Annotated in this window: 14 protein-coding genes; 12 read left to right on the top strand and 2 right to left on the bottom strand. The window is 67.6% G+C overall.

Features of this window, described 5'->3' with window-relative positions; genetic code table 11:
• The first annotated feature begins 62 nt into the window (after positions 1-62).
• The 5 genes from BCO18175_RS21590 to BCO18175_RS21570 all read left to right on the top strand — a co-directional run bounded on the left by BCO18175_RS21590 (position 63) and on the right by BCO18175_RS21570 (position 4,361).
• A complete protein-coding gene (locus BCO18175_RS21590) occupies positions 63-1,172 on the top strand; it encodes an ABC transporter substrate-binding protein (RefSeq protein WP_174983837.1) in 1,110 nt (369 codons plus the stop codon).
• A gap of 25 nt (positions 1,173-1,197) precedes the next feature.
• The gene (locus BCO18175_RS21585; protein ID WP_174910866.1) at positions 1,198-2,073 is read left to right on the top strand and encodes an ABC transporter permease; all 876 of its coding nucleotides are present in this window, start codon (positions 1,198-1,200) and stop codon (positions 2,071-2,073) included.
• Positions 2,074-2,092: 19 nt separating this feature from the next.
• On the top strand, positions 2,093-2,887 hold the full coding sequence (locus BCO18175_RS21580) for an ABC transporter permease (protein ID WP_174983831.1): 795 nt from the start codon (positions 2,093-2,095) through the stop codon (positions 2,885-2,887).
• 41 nt (positions 2,888-2,928) lie between these two features.
• Positions 2,929-3,657 carry an NAD(P)H-dependent oxidoreductase gene (locus BCO18175_RS21575; RefSeq protein ID WP_174983829.1) on the top strand — a complete coding sequence of 243 codons (729 nt, stop codon included), beginning with the start codon at positions 2,929-2,931 and terminating at the stop codon, positions 3,655-3,657.
• A gap of 65 nt (positions 3,658-3,722) precedes the next feature.
• Positions 3,723-4,361, top strand: a complete 639-nt coding sequence (locus tag BCO18175_RS21570; protein ID WP_174983827.1) for a MarC family protein — start codon at positions 3,723-3,725, stop codon at positions 4,359-4,361.
• A 59-nt stretch (positions 4,362-4,420) separates the two neighbouring features.
• Here the strand turns inward: BCO18175_RS21570 and BCO18175_RS21565 are convergent, their stop codons facing one another.
• Entirely contained in the window at positions 4,421-5,479 is a 1,059-nt protein-coding gene (locus BCO18175_RS21565) for an RNA-guided endonuclease InsQ/TnpB family protein (RefSeq protein ID WP_174983826.1), read from the bottom strand.
• A 119-nt stretch (positions 5,480-5,598) separates the two neighbouring features.
• Between BCO18175_RS21565 and BCO18175_RS21560 the strand changes: the two genes are divergently transcribed.
• Positions 5,599-7,200: a 5-guanidino-2-oxopentanoate decarboxylase gene (locus BCO18175_RS21560; RefSeq protein WP_174983825.1), complete on the top strand. Its 1,602-nt coding sequence runs from the start codon at positions 5,599-5,601 to the stop codon at positions 7,198-7,200.
• Between the two features lie 93 nt (positions 7,201-7,293).
• Here BCO18175_RS21560 and BCO18175_RS21555 read toward each other — a convergent pair whose 3' ends face one another.
• A complete protein-coding gene (locus tag BCO18175_RS21555; RefSeq protein WP_226212924.1) occupies positions 7,294-7,950 on the bottom strand; it encodes a TetR family transcriptional regulator C-terminal domain-containing protein in 657 nt (218 codons plus the stop codon).
• A 259-nt stretch (positions 7,951-8,209) separates the two neighbouring features.
• Here BCO18175_RS21555 and BCO18175_RS21550 point away from each other — a divergent pair, with 259 nt between their 5' ends.
• The 6 genes from BCO18175_RS21550 (at position 8,210) to BCO18175_RS21525 (ending at position 13,650) form a co-directional block, all read left to right on the top strand.
• Positions 8,210-8,995 carry an ABC transporter ATP-binding protein gene (locus BCO18175_RS21550; RefSeq protein WP_423752810.1) on the top strand — a complete coding sequence of 262 codons (786 nt, stop codon included), beginning with the start codon at positions 8,210-8,212 and terminating at the stop codon, positions 8,993-8,995.
• A gap of 74 nt (positions 8,996-9,069) precedes the next feature.
• The gene (locus BCO18175_RS21545) at positions 9,070-9,867 is read left to right on the top strand and encodes a transporter substrate-binding domain-containing protein (protein WP_174983823.1); all 798 of its coding nucleotides are present in this window, start codon (positions 9,070-9,072) and stop codon (positions 9,865-9,867) included.
• 33 nt (positions 9,868-9,900) lie between these two features.
• A complete protein-coding gene (locus BCO18175_RS21540; protein WP_174969299.1) occupies positions 9,901-10,617 on the top strand; it encodes an ABC transporter permease in 717 nt (238 codons plus the stop codon).
• Between the two features lie 49 nt (positions 10,618-10,666).
• On the top strand, positions 10,667-11,362 hold the full coding sequence (locus BCO18175_RS21535; RefSeq protein ID WP_174983821.1) for an ABC transporter permease: 696 nt from the start codon (positions 10,667-10,669) through the stop codon (positions 11,360-11,362).
• A gap of 52 nt (positions 11,363-11,414) precedes the next feature.
• Positions 11,415-12,608 carry a pyridoxal phosphate-dependent aminotransferase gene (locus BCO18175_RS21530; RefSeq protein WP_174983819.1) on the top strand — a complete coding sequence of 398 codons (1,194 nt, stop codon included), beginning with the start codon at positions 11,415-11,417 and terminating at the stop codon, positions 12,606-12,608.
• Positions 12,609-12,639: 31 nt separating this feature from the next.
• Positions 12,640-13,650: a succinylglutamate desuccinylase/aspartoacylase domain-containing protein gene (locus BCO18175_RS21525; protein ID WP_174983817.1), complete on the top strand. Its 1,011-nt coding sequence runs from the start codon at positions 12,640-12,642 to the stop codon at positions 13,648-13,650.
• Positions 13,651-13,720 lie beyond the last annotated feature (70 nt).

Here is a 13,720-nt window from a genome sequence, read left to right as displayed (position 1 = left end):
TTCACCGGTGCCCGGAAACGACGAGATGCGTGCGGGCGCTGCCCAGCCCTGGAGGAGACACCATGACGAACCGCCATCTGCAGGACCTGCTCGACCAAGCACGCGACCTTCAACCCGCGACGTCGCAGCGGCGCCGCGATTTCCTCCGGCTGTGCGCGGCCGCCGGCATCGCGCCGACGCTGCTGTCGCTCGGCGCGAAGGGCGCGCAGGCCGCGAATCCGAAGGAAATCGTGCTCAGCGCGTGGGGCGGCGAAGCGCGTTCGGCGTTCCGCTCCGCGTACATGGACCCGTTCACGAAGGCGAGCGGGATCAGGATGGGCTACGACTCGTCGCCGGAGGACGGCAAGATCAAGGCGATGGTCGAGAACAGGAACGTGATCTGGGACGTGATGGACCTCGACGGCTTCGCGGCGATCAAGCTCGGCAAGCAGGGTTTCCTGCGGCCGATCGACTATTCGGTCGTCGGTCGCAATGCGCTGCCGGGGCTCGCATCGGACTTCGGCGTGCCGTCGTACCTGCTGAGCTACGTGCTGGTCTACGACGCGCGCAAGTTCGGCGCGAATCCGCCGAAGAACTGGGCCGATTTCTGGAATGTCGGCAAGTTTCCGGGCAAGCGCGGGCTGTGGAAGTGGATGGGCGGCGCGCTGGAAGCCGCGCTGATGGCTGACGGCGTCGACAAGGACAAGGTCTATCCGATCGACGTGCCGCGCGCGCTGAAGAAACTCAAGGAGCTGCGCTCGAACGTGCTGCTGTGGGATTCGGGCGCGGACAGCCTGCAGCTGCTGCGCAACGGCGAAGTCAGCATGGCGTGCATCTGGCATACGCGTGCGAACGTGATCCAGCGCGAAAGTAGCGGCCGGTTCCGCTATACGTGGGAGCAGGGGCTCGCGTCGTGCGACGTGTGGGGCGTGCCGAAGAACAACCCGTCGGGCGACGCCGTGTGGCAGTTCATCAAGTTCGTGCAGGGCGTCGAGCCGCAGGTGCGCCTGCTGTCGCTGCTCGGCAACGGGCCGGTGACGCCGGCCGCGACGGCCGCGGTGCCGCAGGCGCTGCGCGCCGACAATCCCGGCACGCCCGAGAACTGGGCGAAGCAGTGCAAGGTGAATCCGGAATGGTGGGCGCAGCATTACGAAACGACGCTCGCGCAGTACACCGACCTGATGTCGTCCTGAGCCGCCGCCTCGTGAGCGTGACCGCATGAATACCCTGTCTACCCCCGTCACGGGCAGCGTCCCGCTCGGCCGCGCGAAGGCCGATCGCTACTGGCTGCTCGTCGTGCCGCTGCTCGCGGTGCTGATCGTGCTGTACGTGTATCCGCTCGTGCGCGTGCTGTGGCTCGGCTTCACGGTGCCTGAGCCGGGCCTGCACAACTACGCACGTCTGCTGGAAAACCACGGCGTGCACCGCGTGCTGTGGACGACGCTGCGCGTGTGCGCGGTCACGACCGTCTTTTCGGTCGCGCTCGGCTACGCGATCGCGTATGCGATGGCTCACGTCGGCCCGCGCCAGCGGATGGCGCTGATGTTCGGGTTGCTCGTGCCGTTCTGGGCGTCGGTGCTGGTGCGTGCGTTCTCGTGGCTGTTCCTGCTCGGCGAGCAGGGGCTCGTGAACACGCTGCTGATGCGCGTTGGCCTGATCGACGCGCCGCTGCCGCTGATGCGCAACGAGATCGGCGTCGTGATCGGGATGATCCACTTCATGATTCCGTATGCGGTGCTGCCGCTGTACGCGAACATGAAGGGCATCGACCCGCAGCTCGCACGTGCGTCGCAGGGGCTCGGCGCGGGCGCATTCGTCACGTTCCGCAAGGTGTATTTCCCGCAGACGCGGCCGGGCATCGTCGGCGCGGCGATCCTCGTGTTCATCTTCTCGCTCGGTTTCTACGTGACGCCGGTGATTCTCGGCGGCGGCCGCACGGTGATGATCGCCGAGTACATCAGCACGCAGATCCTGCAGCTCGTGAACTGGGGCAGCGGGGCGGCGCTCGCGTCGCTGCTGCTGGCGTCGATCCTGGCCGCGCTCGCGCTGCTCGCGCGTTTCGTCGACCTGCGCGAACTGTTCGGCGCGCGCTGACCCGACCGGAGGACGAACGATGAAGATCCGAATGACCGCAGGGCGCGCGCTGGTGGTCGGCGTCGCATGGGCCGCGATCCTGTTCCTGATGCTGCCGCTGCTCGTGTCGGTGCCCGTATCGCTGACGCCGAGCGATTACCTGTCGATGCCGGACGGCGCGCTGTCGCTGCGGCACTACAGCGTGCTGCTCGACGACGACGGCTGGGTGTCGAGCTTCCTGCAGAGCGGGCTGATCGCGCTGGTGTCGTCGGCGATCTCGGTCACGCTCGGCACGCTGTGCGCGATCGGGCTGTGGAAGGTCGCGTCGCGGCGCGGCGAATTCGTGCGCGGCGTGATCCTGTTTCCGCTGATCGTGCCGCCGATCGTGTCGGCGCTCGCGTTCTACCGGCTGTGGGGCGAGCTCGGGATGCTCGACAGCCTTCCGGCCGTGATCCTGTCGCACGTCGTGCTGTCGGTGCCTTATGTGGTGGTGGCCGTGTCCGCGTCGCTCGCGACCGTCGGCCTGCGGATCGAACAGGCGTCGCGCAGCCTCGGCGCGAACCTCGCGCAGACGCTGCGCTACGTGATCCTGCCGTCGATCCGGCCGGGCGTGCTGTCGGCGGCGGTGTTCGCGTTCATCCTGTCGTGGGACGAGCTCGTCGTCACGCTGTTCATCTCGAGCCGGAGCGTGTACACGCTGCCGCGCCGGATGTGGGACGGGATGCGCGAGAACGTCGATCCCGCGATCGCGTCGGTGTCCACGCTGCTGCTCGTCGCGACCTGCGTCGCGATCGGCCTGTCGCTGCTGCGCAAGCGCGCGGCGGGGGCCGTCTGAATTCAACCATTCAACGTTACGTTGCGGAGAAAACGCGCACCATGAAAGTCCTGATCGTTCACGCCCATCCCGAACCGCAGTCGTTCACGACGTCGATGCTGCACCGCGCGGTGAGCACGCTCGAAGCGCAGGGGCATACCGTGACGGTGTCCGACCTGTACGCGATGCAGTGGAATCCGGTTGCGAGCGCGGCCGATTTCGGCGTGCGCAAGAACCCCGACTATCTCGTCTACGCGCTGGAGCAGCGCGAGAACGTCGCCGCGAATGCGATCGCGCCGGACATCGCCGCGGAACTCGAGAAGCTGGCCGCGTGCGACCTGCTGATCCTGAGCTTCCCGCTGTTCTGGTGCTCGGTGCCGGCGATCATGAAGGGCTGGATCGACCGCGTGCTCGTGTCGGGCAAGGTGTACGGCGGCGTGCGCTTCTACGACCGCGGCGGGATGCGCGGCAAGCGCGCGCTGCTCGCCTGTACGTGCGGCGGCCGCGACTACATGTTCGGCGCGGACGGCGTGCACGGCGACATCGACCTGATGCTGCGCCACGTGCTGCGCGGCACGCTCGGCTACGCGGGCTTCGACGTGCTGCCGTCGTTCGTCGGTTATCACGTGCCGTATATCGGCGATGCCGAGCGCGCGGCCGTGCTCGACCGCTACGACGAGCATCTCGCGCAGCTCGATCGGCTCGAACCGATGGCGTTTCCGACGCTCGACGACTTCGACTGCGACATGCGGCCGCGTGAGCGCGCGCCGCAGGAAGCCGCGCAGGACTGACCGCGACACCCGGCCACGCATGCCGATGCGCCTCCCAACCCTCCGACCGCATGCGAGATCGAGCGATGACCTTGACGTCGAGCGACGTGCTGCTGTTCCTGACCGGCCTGCTGACGCTGTTCTGTCCGCCGGTCGCGATCCCGATGTACGCGGCCGTTACCGGGCATTTTCCCGACGTGACGCAGCGGCAGATCGCGTTCAGGCTGTTCGCGTGGATCGCGGCGCTGATGGTCGGCGCGGTATGGGGCGGGCAGTTCCTGCTGCGCATGCTCGGCCTCACGCTTGGCGCGCTGACGCTGACGGGCGGCCTCGTGCTGTGCCTGTGGTCGATCCCGATGATGCGCGACACGGCGAACGACGAACGCAGCGGCGGCGACCGGCGGCTCGAATATGCGCAGTGGCGCAACTACATCGCGGTGCCGCTGATCTTCCCGCTGTCGATCGGCAGCGCGGTGATGTCGCTCGTGATCACGACCGCGACGCGCTTTCACACGCCGTCCGACCTGCTCGCGCTAAGCGCGGCCTGCGTGCTGCATGCGGGCGTGATCGGGCTCACGTATGCGTGCTCGGCATCGTGGTGCCGGCGGCTCGGCGAGATCGGCAGGACGCTCGTCGAGCGGCTGTCGGGCATCGTGCTGACCGCGATCGCGTTCCAGATGCTCGCGCAGGGTGTGCGCGAACTGCTGCCGGGGCTCGCGCACTGACGGCGGCCGCGCCGGCCGGTACGCGATCCGGAAACCTACCTTGAACGTTGACGTCCTCCTCAGGCCGAAAGGCGGAGGATTCCCACAGCTGGCGATGCACGTCCGCATCGGAGAATGTTTCGGGCAGCGTTGATATCACGATCATGTGCGACACCACATTCACTGCAAACCCACTCTCTTATTCGCAGCCCTGCGATACCTTTCGGCCGCGTCGTGCTGTCTTTCGACCCGCACGCCGAACAGGACTGGGTAGAACCGCTTTCGTCGACTTCCTCGAACGTGGCCCCGTGCGCGATCGCTTTATAACGGAGCTTGTCCCGGAAGGACGACCAGGATGCGTCGTAGACGCTCTTCGCCATCTTGGTTCTGGCGAGCTTGGCAGTCGACACGTTGCCGACCGCGAGGTAATCGAAGCGTCGCACCAGATCGAGCGCAACCTTGTGCTGGAAATCGGCGCGGGCATTCGCCACCTTCGCGTGCAGCTTCGCAATGTGCCGCTTGTGCTTTCGCGCACGTTGGGCTTTCGCCAGCTTTTCGGCTGCACGCCGACCAAACCGGTCGTTCGGCAGCTTTTCGCCGGTCGAAAGTGTGGCGAAGTCTTTCAGGCCAAGATCAATACCGACACCCGAACGAATCGGGCGCACCTGAACATCGGGTATCTCGATCACGATGTTGAGAAACCAGTTGCCGCGCGCATCTTGCGCGAAATTGGTTCCGTCCTTGATCTTGCCCTCGGGAGGCGGGCGGTTGTTGAACACGCGGAACGTGTTGCCGGCAAATCGGAACGCGTCGCCTTCACGCTTCAGATCACGGCCCTTCAGCGGCACCCAACCAAGCGATTTCCTGCCGCGATAGCGCAAGCAAGGACGTCGGCTCTGGCTGCGAGATTTCGCGTACTGCTCGCAGGTTGCGTTGATCGTGCCGGAGTGGATGCCGAGCGCCTTGCTGCTCCCCGTCGTCAGCACGTTCAAGTCGAAACCCGTCGGCCACTTCTTGCTCCACTTGAGCGCGTGCTTCTGCGTGTCATTGCAGAAGTTCCAGACGTAGTTCACCGCACGGCTCTGCTTGTTGAGCAGTCCGTTGAGCGACTTCACGCGGTAGCGGTAGACAAGGATCATGCCGGTGATCCTAACCCGTGGAAGAAGCTGCCTGTCAACAGCACTCCTTTCCTTCCCGCCATTCGCCCCGAAGGAAGTCCCCTTGAGGGAAATGGCGGGGTCTCTCGGAGCAAATTCTGATGAAAACTGTAGGCATGTATCTCGTCGACCTGCTCGCCGCATACCGCGTCGACACGGTGTTCGGCATTCCCGGCGTGCATACGATCGAGCTGTATCGCGGCCTGGCCGGTAGCGCGCTGCGCCACGTGAGCGCGCGCCACGAGCAGGGCCTCGGCTTCATGGCGGACGGCTATGCGCGCGCGACCGGCAAACCCGGCGTGTGCTTCGTGATCACCGGCCCCGGGATGACGAACATCGCGACGTCGATGGCGCAGGCGTATGCGGATTCGATTCCGATGCTGGTGATCTCGAGCGTCAACGCGTCCGGCGATATCGGCTCGGGCAACGGCCATCTGCACGAACTGCCGGACCAGCACGCGTTCGCGGAGAACGTCGCCGCGTTCAGCTATACGGTGCCGCGCGCCGACGCACTGCCGCAGGCGATCGCGCGCGCGTTCGCGGTGTTCTCGGGCGGCCGGCCGCGCCCGGTGCACCTCCAGATTCCGCTCGACGTGCTCGCGGCGCCGGCCGACACGTTGCCGCCGGTGCCGGCTGCGCCGCCGCGCATCGCGCCCGGCCCCGCGTCGGCCGACGGCATCGACGCACTGCGCGCGAAGGCGGCTGCCGCGCGCGCGCCGCTGATCCTCGCGGGCGGCGGCGCGCTCGACGCGGCCGACGACGTGCGGTGGCTCGCCGAAGCGCTCGACGCACCGGTCGTGATGACGATCAACGGCCGCGGCGTGCTGCCGCCTGCACATCCGCTCGGCATCGCGTGGTCGGCGTCGAGCGACGCGGTGCGCGCACTGATGCGCGACAGCGACCTGATCGTCGCGCTCGGCACCGAACTCGGGCCGACCGATTACGACCTGTACGCGACGCGCAGTTTCTCGATGCCCGCGCCGCTCGTGCGGATCGACATCGATCCACAGCAACTGTGCCGCAATGCGGTGCCCGCGCTGCCTTTGCTGGGCGACGTCGGCGAAACCCTGCGCGCGCTGCGGCGCGTGTGGCCCGGCGATGCGCACGCCCACGCGGATCGCGGCGGTGTCGAACGCGCGGCGATGTGCCGTGCGGCGGCGCGACAGGAACTGAACGACGAAATGCGGCGCGATCTCGCGCTGCTCGACAGCGTGCGCGACACGCTGCCCGATGCGGCGATCGTCGGGGATTCGACACGCATCGTCTACGCGGGCAACGTCGGCTTTGCGGCGCCGCGCCCGCGCAGCTGGTTCAACGCGTCGGTCGGGTTCGGCTCGCTCGGCTACGGGCTGCCGGCCGCCGTCGGCGCGAGCCTCGGCGATGCGTCGCGACCGGTGGTCTGCGTCGCCGGCGACGGCGGATTCCAGTACACGCTCGCGGAGCTCGGCACGGCGGTGCAGCATCGTGCCCGCGTGATCGTCGTGCTGCTGAACAACGGCGGATACGGGGAAATCAAGCGCGCGATGGTCGATGGCGGCGTCGAGCCGGTCGGCGTGGATCTGCATACGCCCGATTTCGTCGCGATCGCGCAGGCGTATGGATGGGGCGCGCAGCGGATCGAGGAGGGCGGCTCGCTGGCCGGCGCACTCGGTGAAGCAGCGGCGCACGATGCGCCGTATCTGATCGAGATCCGCGCGCGCTGAGAACGCGACGGCCTCGCGATGCGAGGCCGTCGTGGGTGCCGCCGGATTGCCGGCGGTGATCCGGCAGCCATGCTGCCGTCGTGGCGCGGCGTTCTACGCGCGCTTGCGGGCCGTCTTCGGCGGCGGCAGGAACGTATCGACGACGCGCAGGCAGCTCGTCAGCGCGTCTTCCGCGGTAAACGACGTCGGATCGCGCGCGAGTTCGAGCCAGAACCCGTCGATCACGGCTGTGAGCGTCAGCGCGGCGAGATCGCTGTCGACGGTTCCGCCGCGCACTTCCGCGATCTGGTCGAACAGTTTCTTCAATGCCTGCCGGTAGCCGGCATACAGCTCCTTGTGCGCCTTGCGGATCACCGGGTCGCTGTGCGCGACACTCCAGAAGCCGAGCCATACCTTCACGTTCTTCGGCGCGAACACCGGCGCGGCGAAACACACCTTGATGATCGCGTCGAGCTTGTCCTCGGGGCCGGTCGCGTTCGCGGCGGCCGCGCGCGACACGTCGAGCAGGTCGGACGCGAGCCGCTTGTAGGTCTGCGCCATCAGCTCGTCTTTCGACTGGAAGTGATGGTTGATCAGCCCGCGCGATACCTTCGCTTCCGCGCAGATGCGGTCGATCGTGGTTTCCGAATAGCTGTAGCGCGCGATGCAGCGCATCGTCGCGTCGATGATCGATTGCTGCCGCACCGCGGGCGTTTCGCGGATACCGCGGCCGCGGGTCTGAACCGGTGCGCTGCCAGGAGTCTTTTTCACGGAGTGACCTTACGGAATCGTCATGGCACCGATTATAGGGGAGTGTCGGACGCTTGTTCAATTACACCATCGAAAGCGGCGCGGAACCCGCGAAAACCCTTGCTCCCGGATTATTGAAATCTGTTGAACCACCGTTCAACAGCGCCTATACTCGACTCCGCATGAGGTTGGTCGGCCATTCAACAAGACGCCGCGATCCCGCACGGGACGGGCGTGAGAATTCGACACAGGAGACAGCATGTTGGCGCGGGTGGAGAGCGTGAAGGCGGCCGTCGAGGAACGCGTGCAGGTGATGGACCTGCACAAGCGGTTCGGCGAGCTGGAGGTGTTGAAGGGCGTGTCGCTGAGCGCGCGCGAAGGCGAAGTGATCTCGCTGATCGGCGCGAGCGGCTCGGGCAAGAGCACGCTGCTTCGCTGCGTCAACCTGCTGGAGACGCCGACCCGCGGACGCATCGTGGTCGATGGCGAGGAGATCGGCCTGAAGGTCGACCGCAAGGGCCGCACGGTGCCGACCGATCCGCGCCAGGTCGAGCGCATCCGCACGCGGCTCGGCATGGTGTTCCAGAGCTTCAACCTGTGGGCGCACCGCACGGTGCTCGAGAACGTGATCGAGATGCCCGTGCACGTGCTGCGCGAACCGCGCGCCGAAGCGATCGCGCGCGCCGAGCAGCTGCTCGAACGTGTCGGCCTCGCCGACAAGCGCAACGTCTATCCCGCGTTCCTGTCCGGCGGCCAGCAGCAGCGCGTTGCGATTGCGCGCGCGCTGGCGATGCGGCCCAGGGTGATGCTGTTCGACGAGCCGACCTCCGCGCTCGATCCCGAACGCGTCGGCGAAGTGCTGAAGGTGATTCGCGATCTCGCGTGCGAAGGCCGCACGATGATTCTCGTCACGCACGAGATGGCGTTCGCGCGCGACGTGTCGAACAAGGTGCTGTTCCTGCACGAGGGGCGCGTCGAGGAGAGCGGCACGCCGGCCGAGATCTTCGACGCGCCGCAGAGCGAACGCTGCCGCCAGTTCGTCAACGCACACCGGCAACGCCACTGAACCGCGGGGGCGACCCGCGCGTGCCCGCGCGGCCGGCTGCCCCGATCCCTATCTTTCCCGCAAGGAGTCCGACCATGAAACGTGTCGTACGCAGTCTGCTGTGCCTGTTGAGTCTCGTCCTCGCGGCGCTCGCGCCGTTCGGTTCCGCGTACGCGTCGTCGGGCGTGCTGCGCTTCGGGGTCGCCGCCGAGCCGTATCCGCCGTTCCTGATGAAGAGCCCGACGGGCCAGTGGAGCGGCTTCGAGGCCGACCTGATCCGCGCGCTGTGCGAGCAGATGAAGGCGAAGTGCGAGATCAAGGAAGTCGCGTGGGACGGCATCATCCCGGCGCTGCTCAGCGACAAGATCGACGTGATCTTCAACTCGATGTCGATCACGCCGGAGCGCCAGAAGGTGATCTCGTTCTCGCGGCCGTACTACGAGACGCCGGGCACCTTCGTCGGCGCGAAGAACCAGAAGCTCACGCTGACGCCGGACGGGCTGAAGGGCAAGGTGATCGGCGTGCAGGGTTCGACCGCGAACGCCGAGTTCATCAAGATGGCCTACGGCAAGAACGCGACGGTGCGCCTGTACAACACGCAGGACGACTGCAACGCCGACCTCGTCGCCGGCCGCATCGACACGATGTATCTCGACCAGCTCGGCATCCTCGATTTCCTGAAGTCGAAGGACGGCGCCACGTTCGAGCTGAAGGGCCCCGGCAGCGTGAAGATGGACCCGGCGATCTTCGGCTACGGTGTGGGCGCGGGGATGCGCAAGGCCGATGCACCGCTCAAGCAGCAGATGGACCAGGCGCTCGAGCAGCTGCATGCGTCGGGCAAGTACGCGCAGATCGCGAAGAAGTATTTCCCGATCGACCTCTGGCCGCACTGATCGCACGGATACGCGCACGGACGAGGAGGCGGCATGGACGGTTGGGGATGGGTGAGCTACCTGGGCATGGACCCGGACGGCTGGGGCGTCGCGCTCCTGCAGGGCGCGGGCGTGACGCTCGAGATTTCGCTCGGCGCGTTCGTCGTCGGCATCGTGCTCGGGCTGCTGGGTGCGGCCGCGAAGCTGTCCGGCGTGCGCGCGCTGGAGCGGCTCGCGCAGGGCTACACGACGCTGTGCCGCGCGGTGCCCGAGCTGCTGCTGATCCTGCTGCTCTATTACGCGGGCACCGACGCGATCAACCTGCTGATGACGGCGATCGGTGCCGGGCCGGTCGCGGTCAACGGCTTCGCGGCGGCGGTGATCGTGCTCGGCATCGTGCAGGGCGCGTATGCGGCCGAGATCATCCGCGGTGCGATCCTCGCGATCCCGTACGGGCAGATCGAGGCCGCGCGCGCGTTCGGCGCACCGCCGGCACTCGTGTTCCGCCGCGTGACGCTGCCGGCGATGGCGCCGTATGCGCTGGCCGGCTTCACGAACCTGTGGCTGATCCTCGTGAAAGACAGTGCGCTGATCAGTGTGGTCGGCTACAGCGAGCTGCTCTACACCGCGAAGCAGGCGGCCGGGTCGACGCGCGAGTACATGCACTACTACCTGATGGTCGCGGCCGTGTACTTCGCGATCACGTCGCTGTCCGGCATGCTGTTTCGCGAGATCGAGCGGCGTTTCGGCCGGTGGATGCCGGCATCGTGAGCCGCGCCGGGTCTTCTCACGCATTTTCTGACCGAACCGGATCAACGTCATGGATCTGAGCGTACTGTCTTCCTACGGATCGCTGCTGCTGCTCGGCGTGCTGACCACCGTCAAGCTGCTCGTCATCTCGGCCGTGTTCGGCTTCGCGCTCGCGATCGTCGTCGCGTTCGCGCGGCTGTCGGGCAACCCGGTCGTCGCGCGCGTCAGCAAGGCCTTCACCGAAGTGATACGCGGCACGCCGCTGCTCGTGCAGATCTACCTGATCTACTATGGCCTCGGCTCGCTGTTCGCCGGCTGGCCCGCGCTGCGCGACAGCGTGCTGTGGCCGTTCCTGCGCGACGGCTTCTGGTATGTCGCGTTCGCGCTGGTGATCAGCGTCGGCGCGTATGTCGGCGAGGTGCTGCGCGCGGGCCTGCGCGGCGTACCGAAGGGCGAGATCGAGGCGGCGCGCGCGATGGGAATGCGCCCGTCGATGATCGCGCGGCGCGTGTGGCTGCCGCGCGCGATCCAGATCCTGCTGCCGACGCTCGCGGGCGAGACGGTGATGCTGCTGAAATCGACCGCGCTCGCGTCGACGGTCGCGGTGATGGACGTGCTCGGCGCCGCGAACTACATCCGCGCGCAGACGCTGCGGACCTACGAGCCGCTGCTGGCGATCGCCGTGATCTATGTCGTGCTCGCGTTCGTGATCGAACGCGCGTTCGGTCGGCTCGAGCGGCGTGTGCCGGTACGCATGCCGCGTTGAACGAACCCTTGAAGATGCGGCCGCCGCTCGGGCGCCGCGCGACGGAGAACGCATGAACTATTCGAAGCTGGTCGATCGCCTGCAGGGCAAGCGCACGACTGCGTGGGACATTCATTACGCGGCGCAGGCGGCCGTCGCGGCGGGCGAGCCGGCGATCATCCTGAGCGTCGGCGATCCCGACTTTTCGACGCCGGAGATCATCGTCGAGCGGGCGGTAGCCGCGCTGCGCGGCGGTGACACCCACTACAGCGAAGTGCGGGGCCGCGCCGAACTGCGTACGGCGATTGCGCGCGAGCATGCGAAGGCGTCCGGGCAGGCGGTCGGTGCCGAGCACGTGATCGTGACGGCCGGCGCGCAGAACGCGCTGTTCGCGATGGCGATGTGCCTGTGCGAGGCGGGCGACGAGGTGATCGTGCCGGAGCCGATGTACCTGACGTACGAGGCGAGCGTGCGCGCGTCGGGCGCGACGCTCGTGCCGGTGCCGGTCGATGCGTCGCGCGGCTTTCATCTCGACTTCGACGCGCTCGAAGCGGCCGTGACGCCGCGCACGAAGGCGATCTTCTTCGCGACGCCGTGCAACCCGACCGGCGTCGTGCTGCCGCGCGCCGATCTCGAACGGATCGCGCGGCTCGCCTGCGAGCGCGATCTGTGGGTCGTGTCCGACGAGGTCTATGCGGAGCTGACGTTCGAGCGCGACCTGGTCAGCATCGCGTCGCTGCCGGGGATGGCCGAACGCACGGTGACGATCGGCAGCCTGTCGAAATCGCATGCGATGCCCGGCTGGCGGGTCGGCTGGGCGATCGGCCCGACCGAGCTGATCGAGCACGCGGAGCGGCTCGCGCTGTGCATGCTGTACGGGCTGCCGGGCTTCATCCAGCAGGCGGCCGTCACCGCGCTCGAAAACAAGGCAGCGATCGTCGCGGACATGCGCGAGCTGTACCGGCGCCGCCGCGACCTGGCCTACGCGCGCCTGCGCGACGTGCCGGGGCTGCGTTGCCTGCTGCCGGAAGCCGGAATGTTCATGATGGTCGACGTGCGCGGCACGGGGCTCGACGCGCACGCATTCACGTGGGGATTGTTCCGCTCGAAGCAGGTTGCGCTGCTCGATGCGAGCGCGTTCGGCGATACCGCATCCGGCTTCGTGCGCTTCGGCTTCGTCGTTGACGATGCGAAGCTGGCCGACGCCTGCGAGCGCATTGCGGCGTTCGTCGCGGGCCTCGGCGCGGATTCGCGCGCAGCGTCGTGATGGGCGAGTCGAACCGGAAGGAGGACGGACGATGATCGAGACGCAGACATGGCAGGTGCCCGGCGACGGCGGGCAGCCGCTCGCGATCCGCGCATGGCGGCTGTCGGGCGGCGACGGGCCGCGCGTGCACCTGCAGGCCGGCGTGCATGCGGACGAGATCGCCGGCATGCTCGTGCTGCACCGCTTGCTGCCGCAGCTGTACGCGGCGCACGATCGCGGCATGCTGCGCGGCACGGTGACGGTGGTGCCGCAGGCGAACCCGCTCGGGCTCGCGCAGTTCCGGCAAGGGCGGCTGCTCGGCCGCTTCCACGATGCGACGCAGCGCAATTTCAACCGGCATTTCCATGAATCGGCCGCGGCGCGCCGGCCTGCGACGACATTCGCCGCCTGGCAGCGCACGCTGTTCGACGCCGCGTGCAACGCCGATATCGTGCTCGACCTGCATACCGATTCCGATGCGCTGCCGTACCTGTACGTGCAGCGCGAAATGTGGCCGGCCGGCCGCGATCTCGCAGCGGCGCTCGGCGTCGACGTCGCGATTCTGTGGGACGAGGACGACGACGGCGCGTTCGAAGGCGCGATCGCCGCGCACTGGGCGCGCAACGGCGGCCTGCGCGAACGGCTCGTCGCGACCGTCGAGCTGCGCGGGCAATCCGACGTATCCGATGCACTCGCCGAGCGTGATGCCGACGGCGTGCTGGCGTTCCTGCGCGGCCGCGGCGTGATCGCGGAGCCTGCCGGCACGCATGACTGGCATGGCGAGGCCGTGCCGATCGCGCACATGGAGACGGTGGTCGCGCCGGTGTCGGGCGTGCTCGTGTACGAACGCGAACTCGGCGCGACGGTCGACGCGGGCGAGCGCATCGCGCGGATCGTCGCGCATCCGGGCGTGCCCGGCAGCGAGCACGTGCTGGTCGCGCCGCAGGCCGGACGCATCGTCACGCGCAATCGCGAGCGGCTGGTCGCGCAGGGCGACGTCGCGCTGAAGCTGACGGGTTCGCGGCCTTCGGCGGGATGGTCGGGCGGCGCGCTCGATCCGTGATCGACGCTGCGCGCGACTATCCGCTTATCGAGAACTATCGAAATATTGCGTCCGGACTAACCCGCATCGC

It is taken from the genome of Burkholderia lata, assembly GCF_902499335.1.
Classification (GTDB): Bacteria; Pseudomonadota; Gammaproteobacteria; order Burkholderiales; family Burkholderiaceae; genus Burkholderia; species Burkholderia lata_B.
This window is presented reverse-complemented; position numbering and strand designations above follow the sequence as displayed.

Excerpts from the sequence above, each read along its gene's own strand:
- BCO18175_RS21590 (WP_174983837.1), top strand. The coding sequence starts at position 63 with ATGACGAACCGCCATCTGCAGGACCTGCTCGACCAAGCACGCGACCTT.
- BCO18175_RS21585 (WP_174910866.1), top strand. The coding sequence starts at position 1,198 with ATGAATACCCTGTCTACCCCCGTCACGGGCAGCGTCCCGCTCGGCCGC.
- BCO18175_RS21580 (WP_174983831.1), top strand. The coding sequence starts at position 2,093 with ATGAAGATCCGAATGACCGCAGGGCGCGCGCTGGTGGTCGGCGTCGCA.
- BCO18175_RS21575 (WP_174983829.1), top strand. The coding sequence starts at position 2,929 with ATGAAAGTCCTGATCGTTCACGCCCATCCCGAACCGCAGTCGTTCACG.
- BCO18175_RS21570 (WP_174983827.1), top strand. The coding sequence starts at position 3,723 with ATGACCTTGACGTCGAGCGACGTGCTGCTGTTCCTGACCGGCCTGCTG.
- BCO18175_RS21565 (WP_174983826.1), bottom strand. The coding sequence starts at position 5,479 with ATGATCCTTGTCTACCGCTACCGCGTGAAGTCGCTCAACGGACTGCTC.
- BCO18175_RS21560 (WP_174983825.1), top strand. The coding sequence starts at position 5,599 with ATGAAAACTGTAGGCATGTATCTCGTCGACCTGCTCGCCGCATACCGC.
- BCO18175_RS21545 (WP_174983823.1), top strand. The coding sequence starts at position 9,070 with ATGAAACGTGTCGTACGCAGTCTGCTGTGCCTGTTGAGTCTCGTCCTC.
- BCO18175_RS21540 (WP_174969299.1), top strand. The coding sequence starts at position 9,901 with ATGGACGGTTGGGGATGGGTGAGCTACCTGGGCATGGACCCGGACGGC.
- BCO18175_RS21535 (WP_174983821.1), top strand. The coding sequence starts at position 10,667 with ATGGATCTGAGCGTACTGTCTTCCTACGGATCGCTGCTGCTGCTCGGC.
- BCO18175_RS21530 (WP_174983819.1), top strand. The coding sequence starts at position 11,415 with ATGAACTATTCGAAGCTGGTCGATCGCCTGCAGGGCAAGCGCACGACT.
- BCO18175_RS21525 (WP_174983817.1), top strand. The coding sequence starts at position 12,640 with ATGATCGAGACGCAGACATGGCAGGTGCCCGGCGACGGCGGGCAGCCG.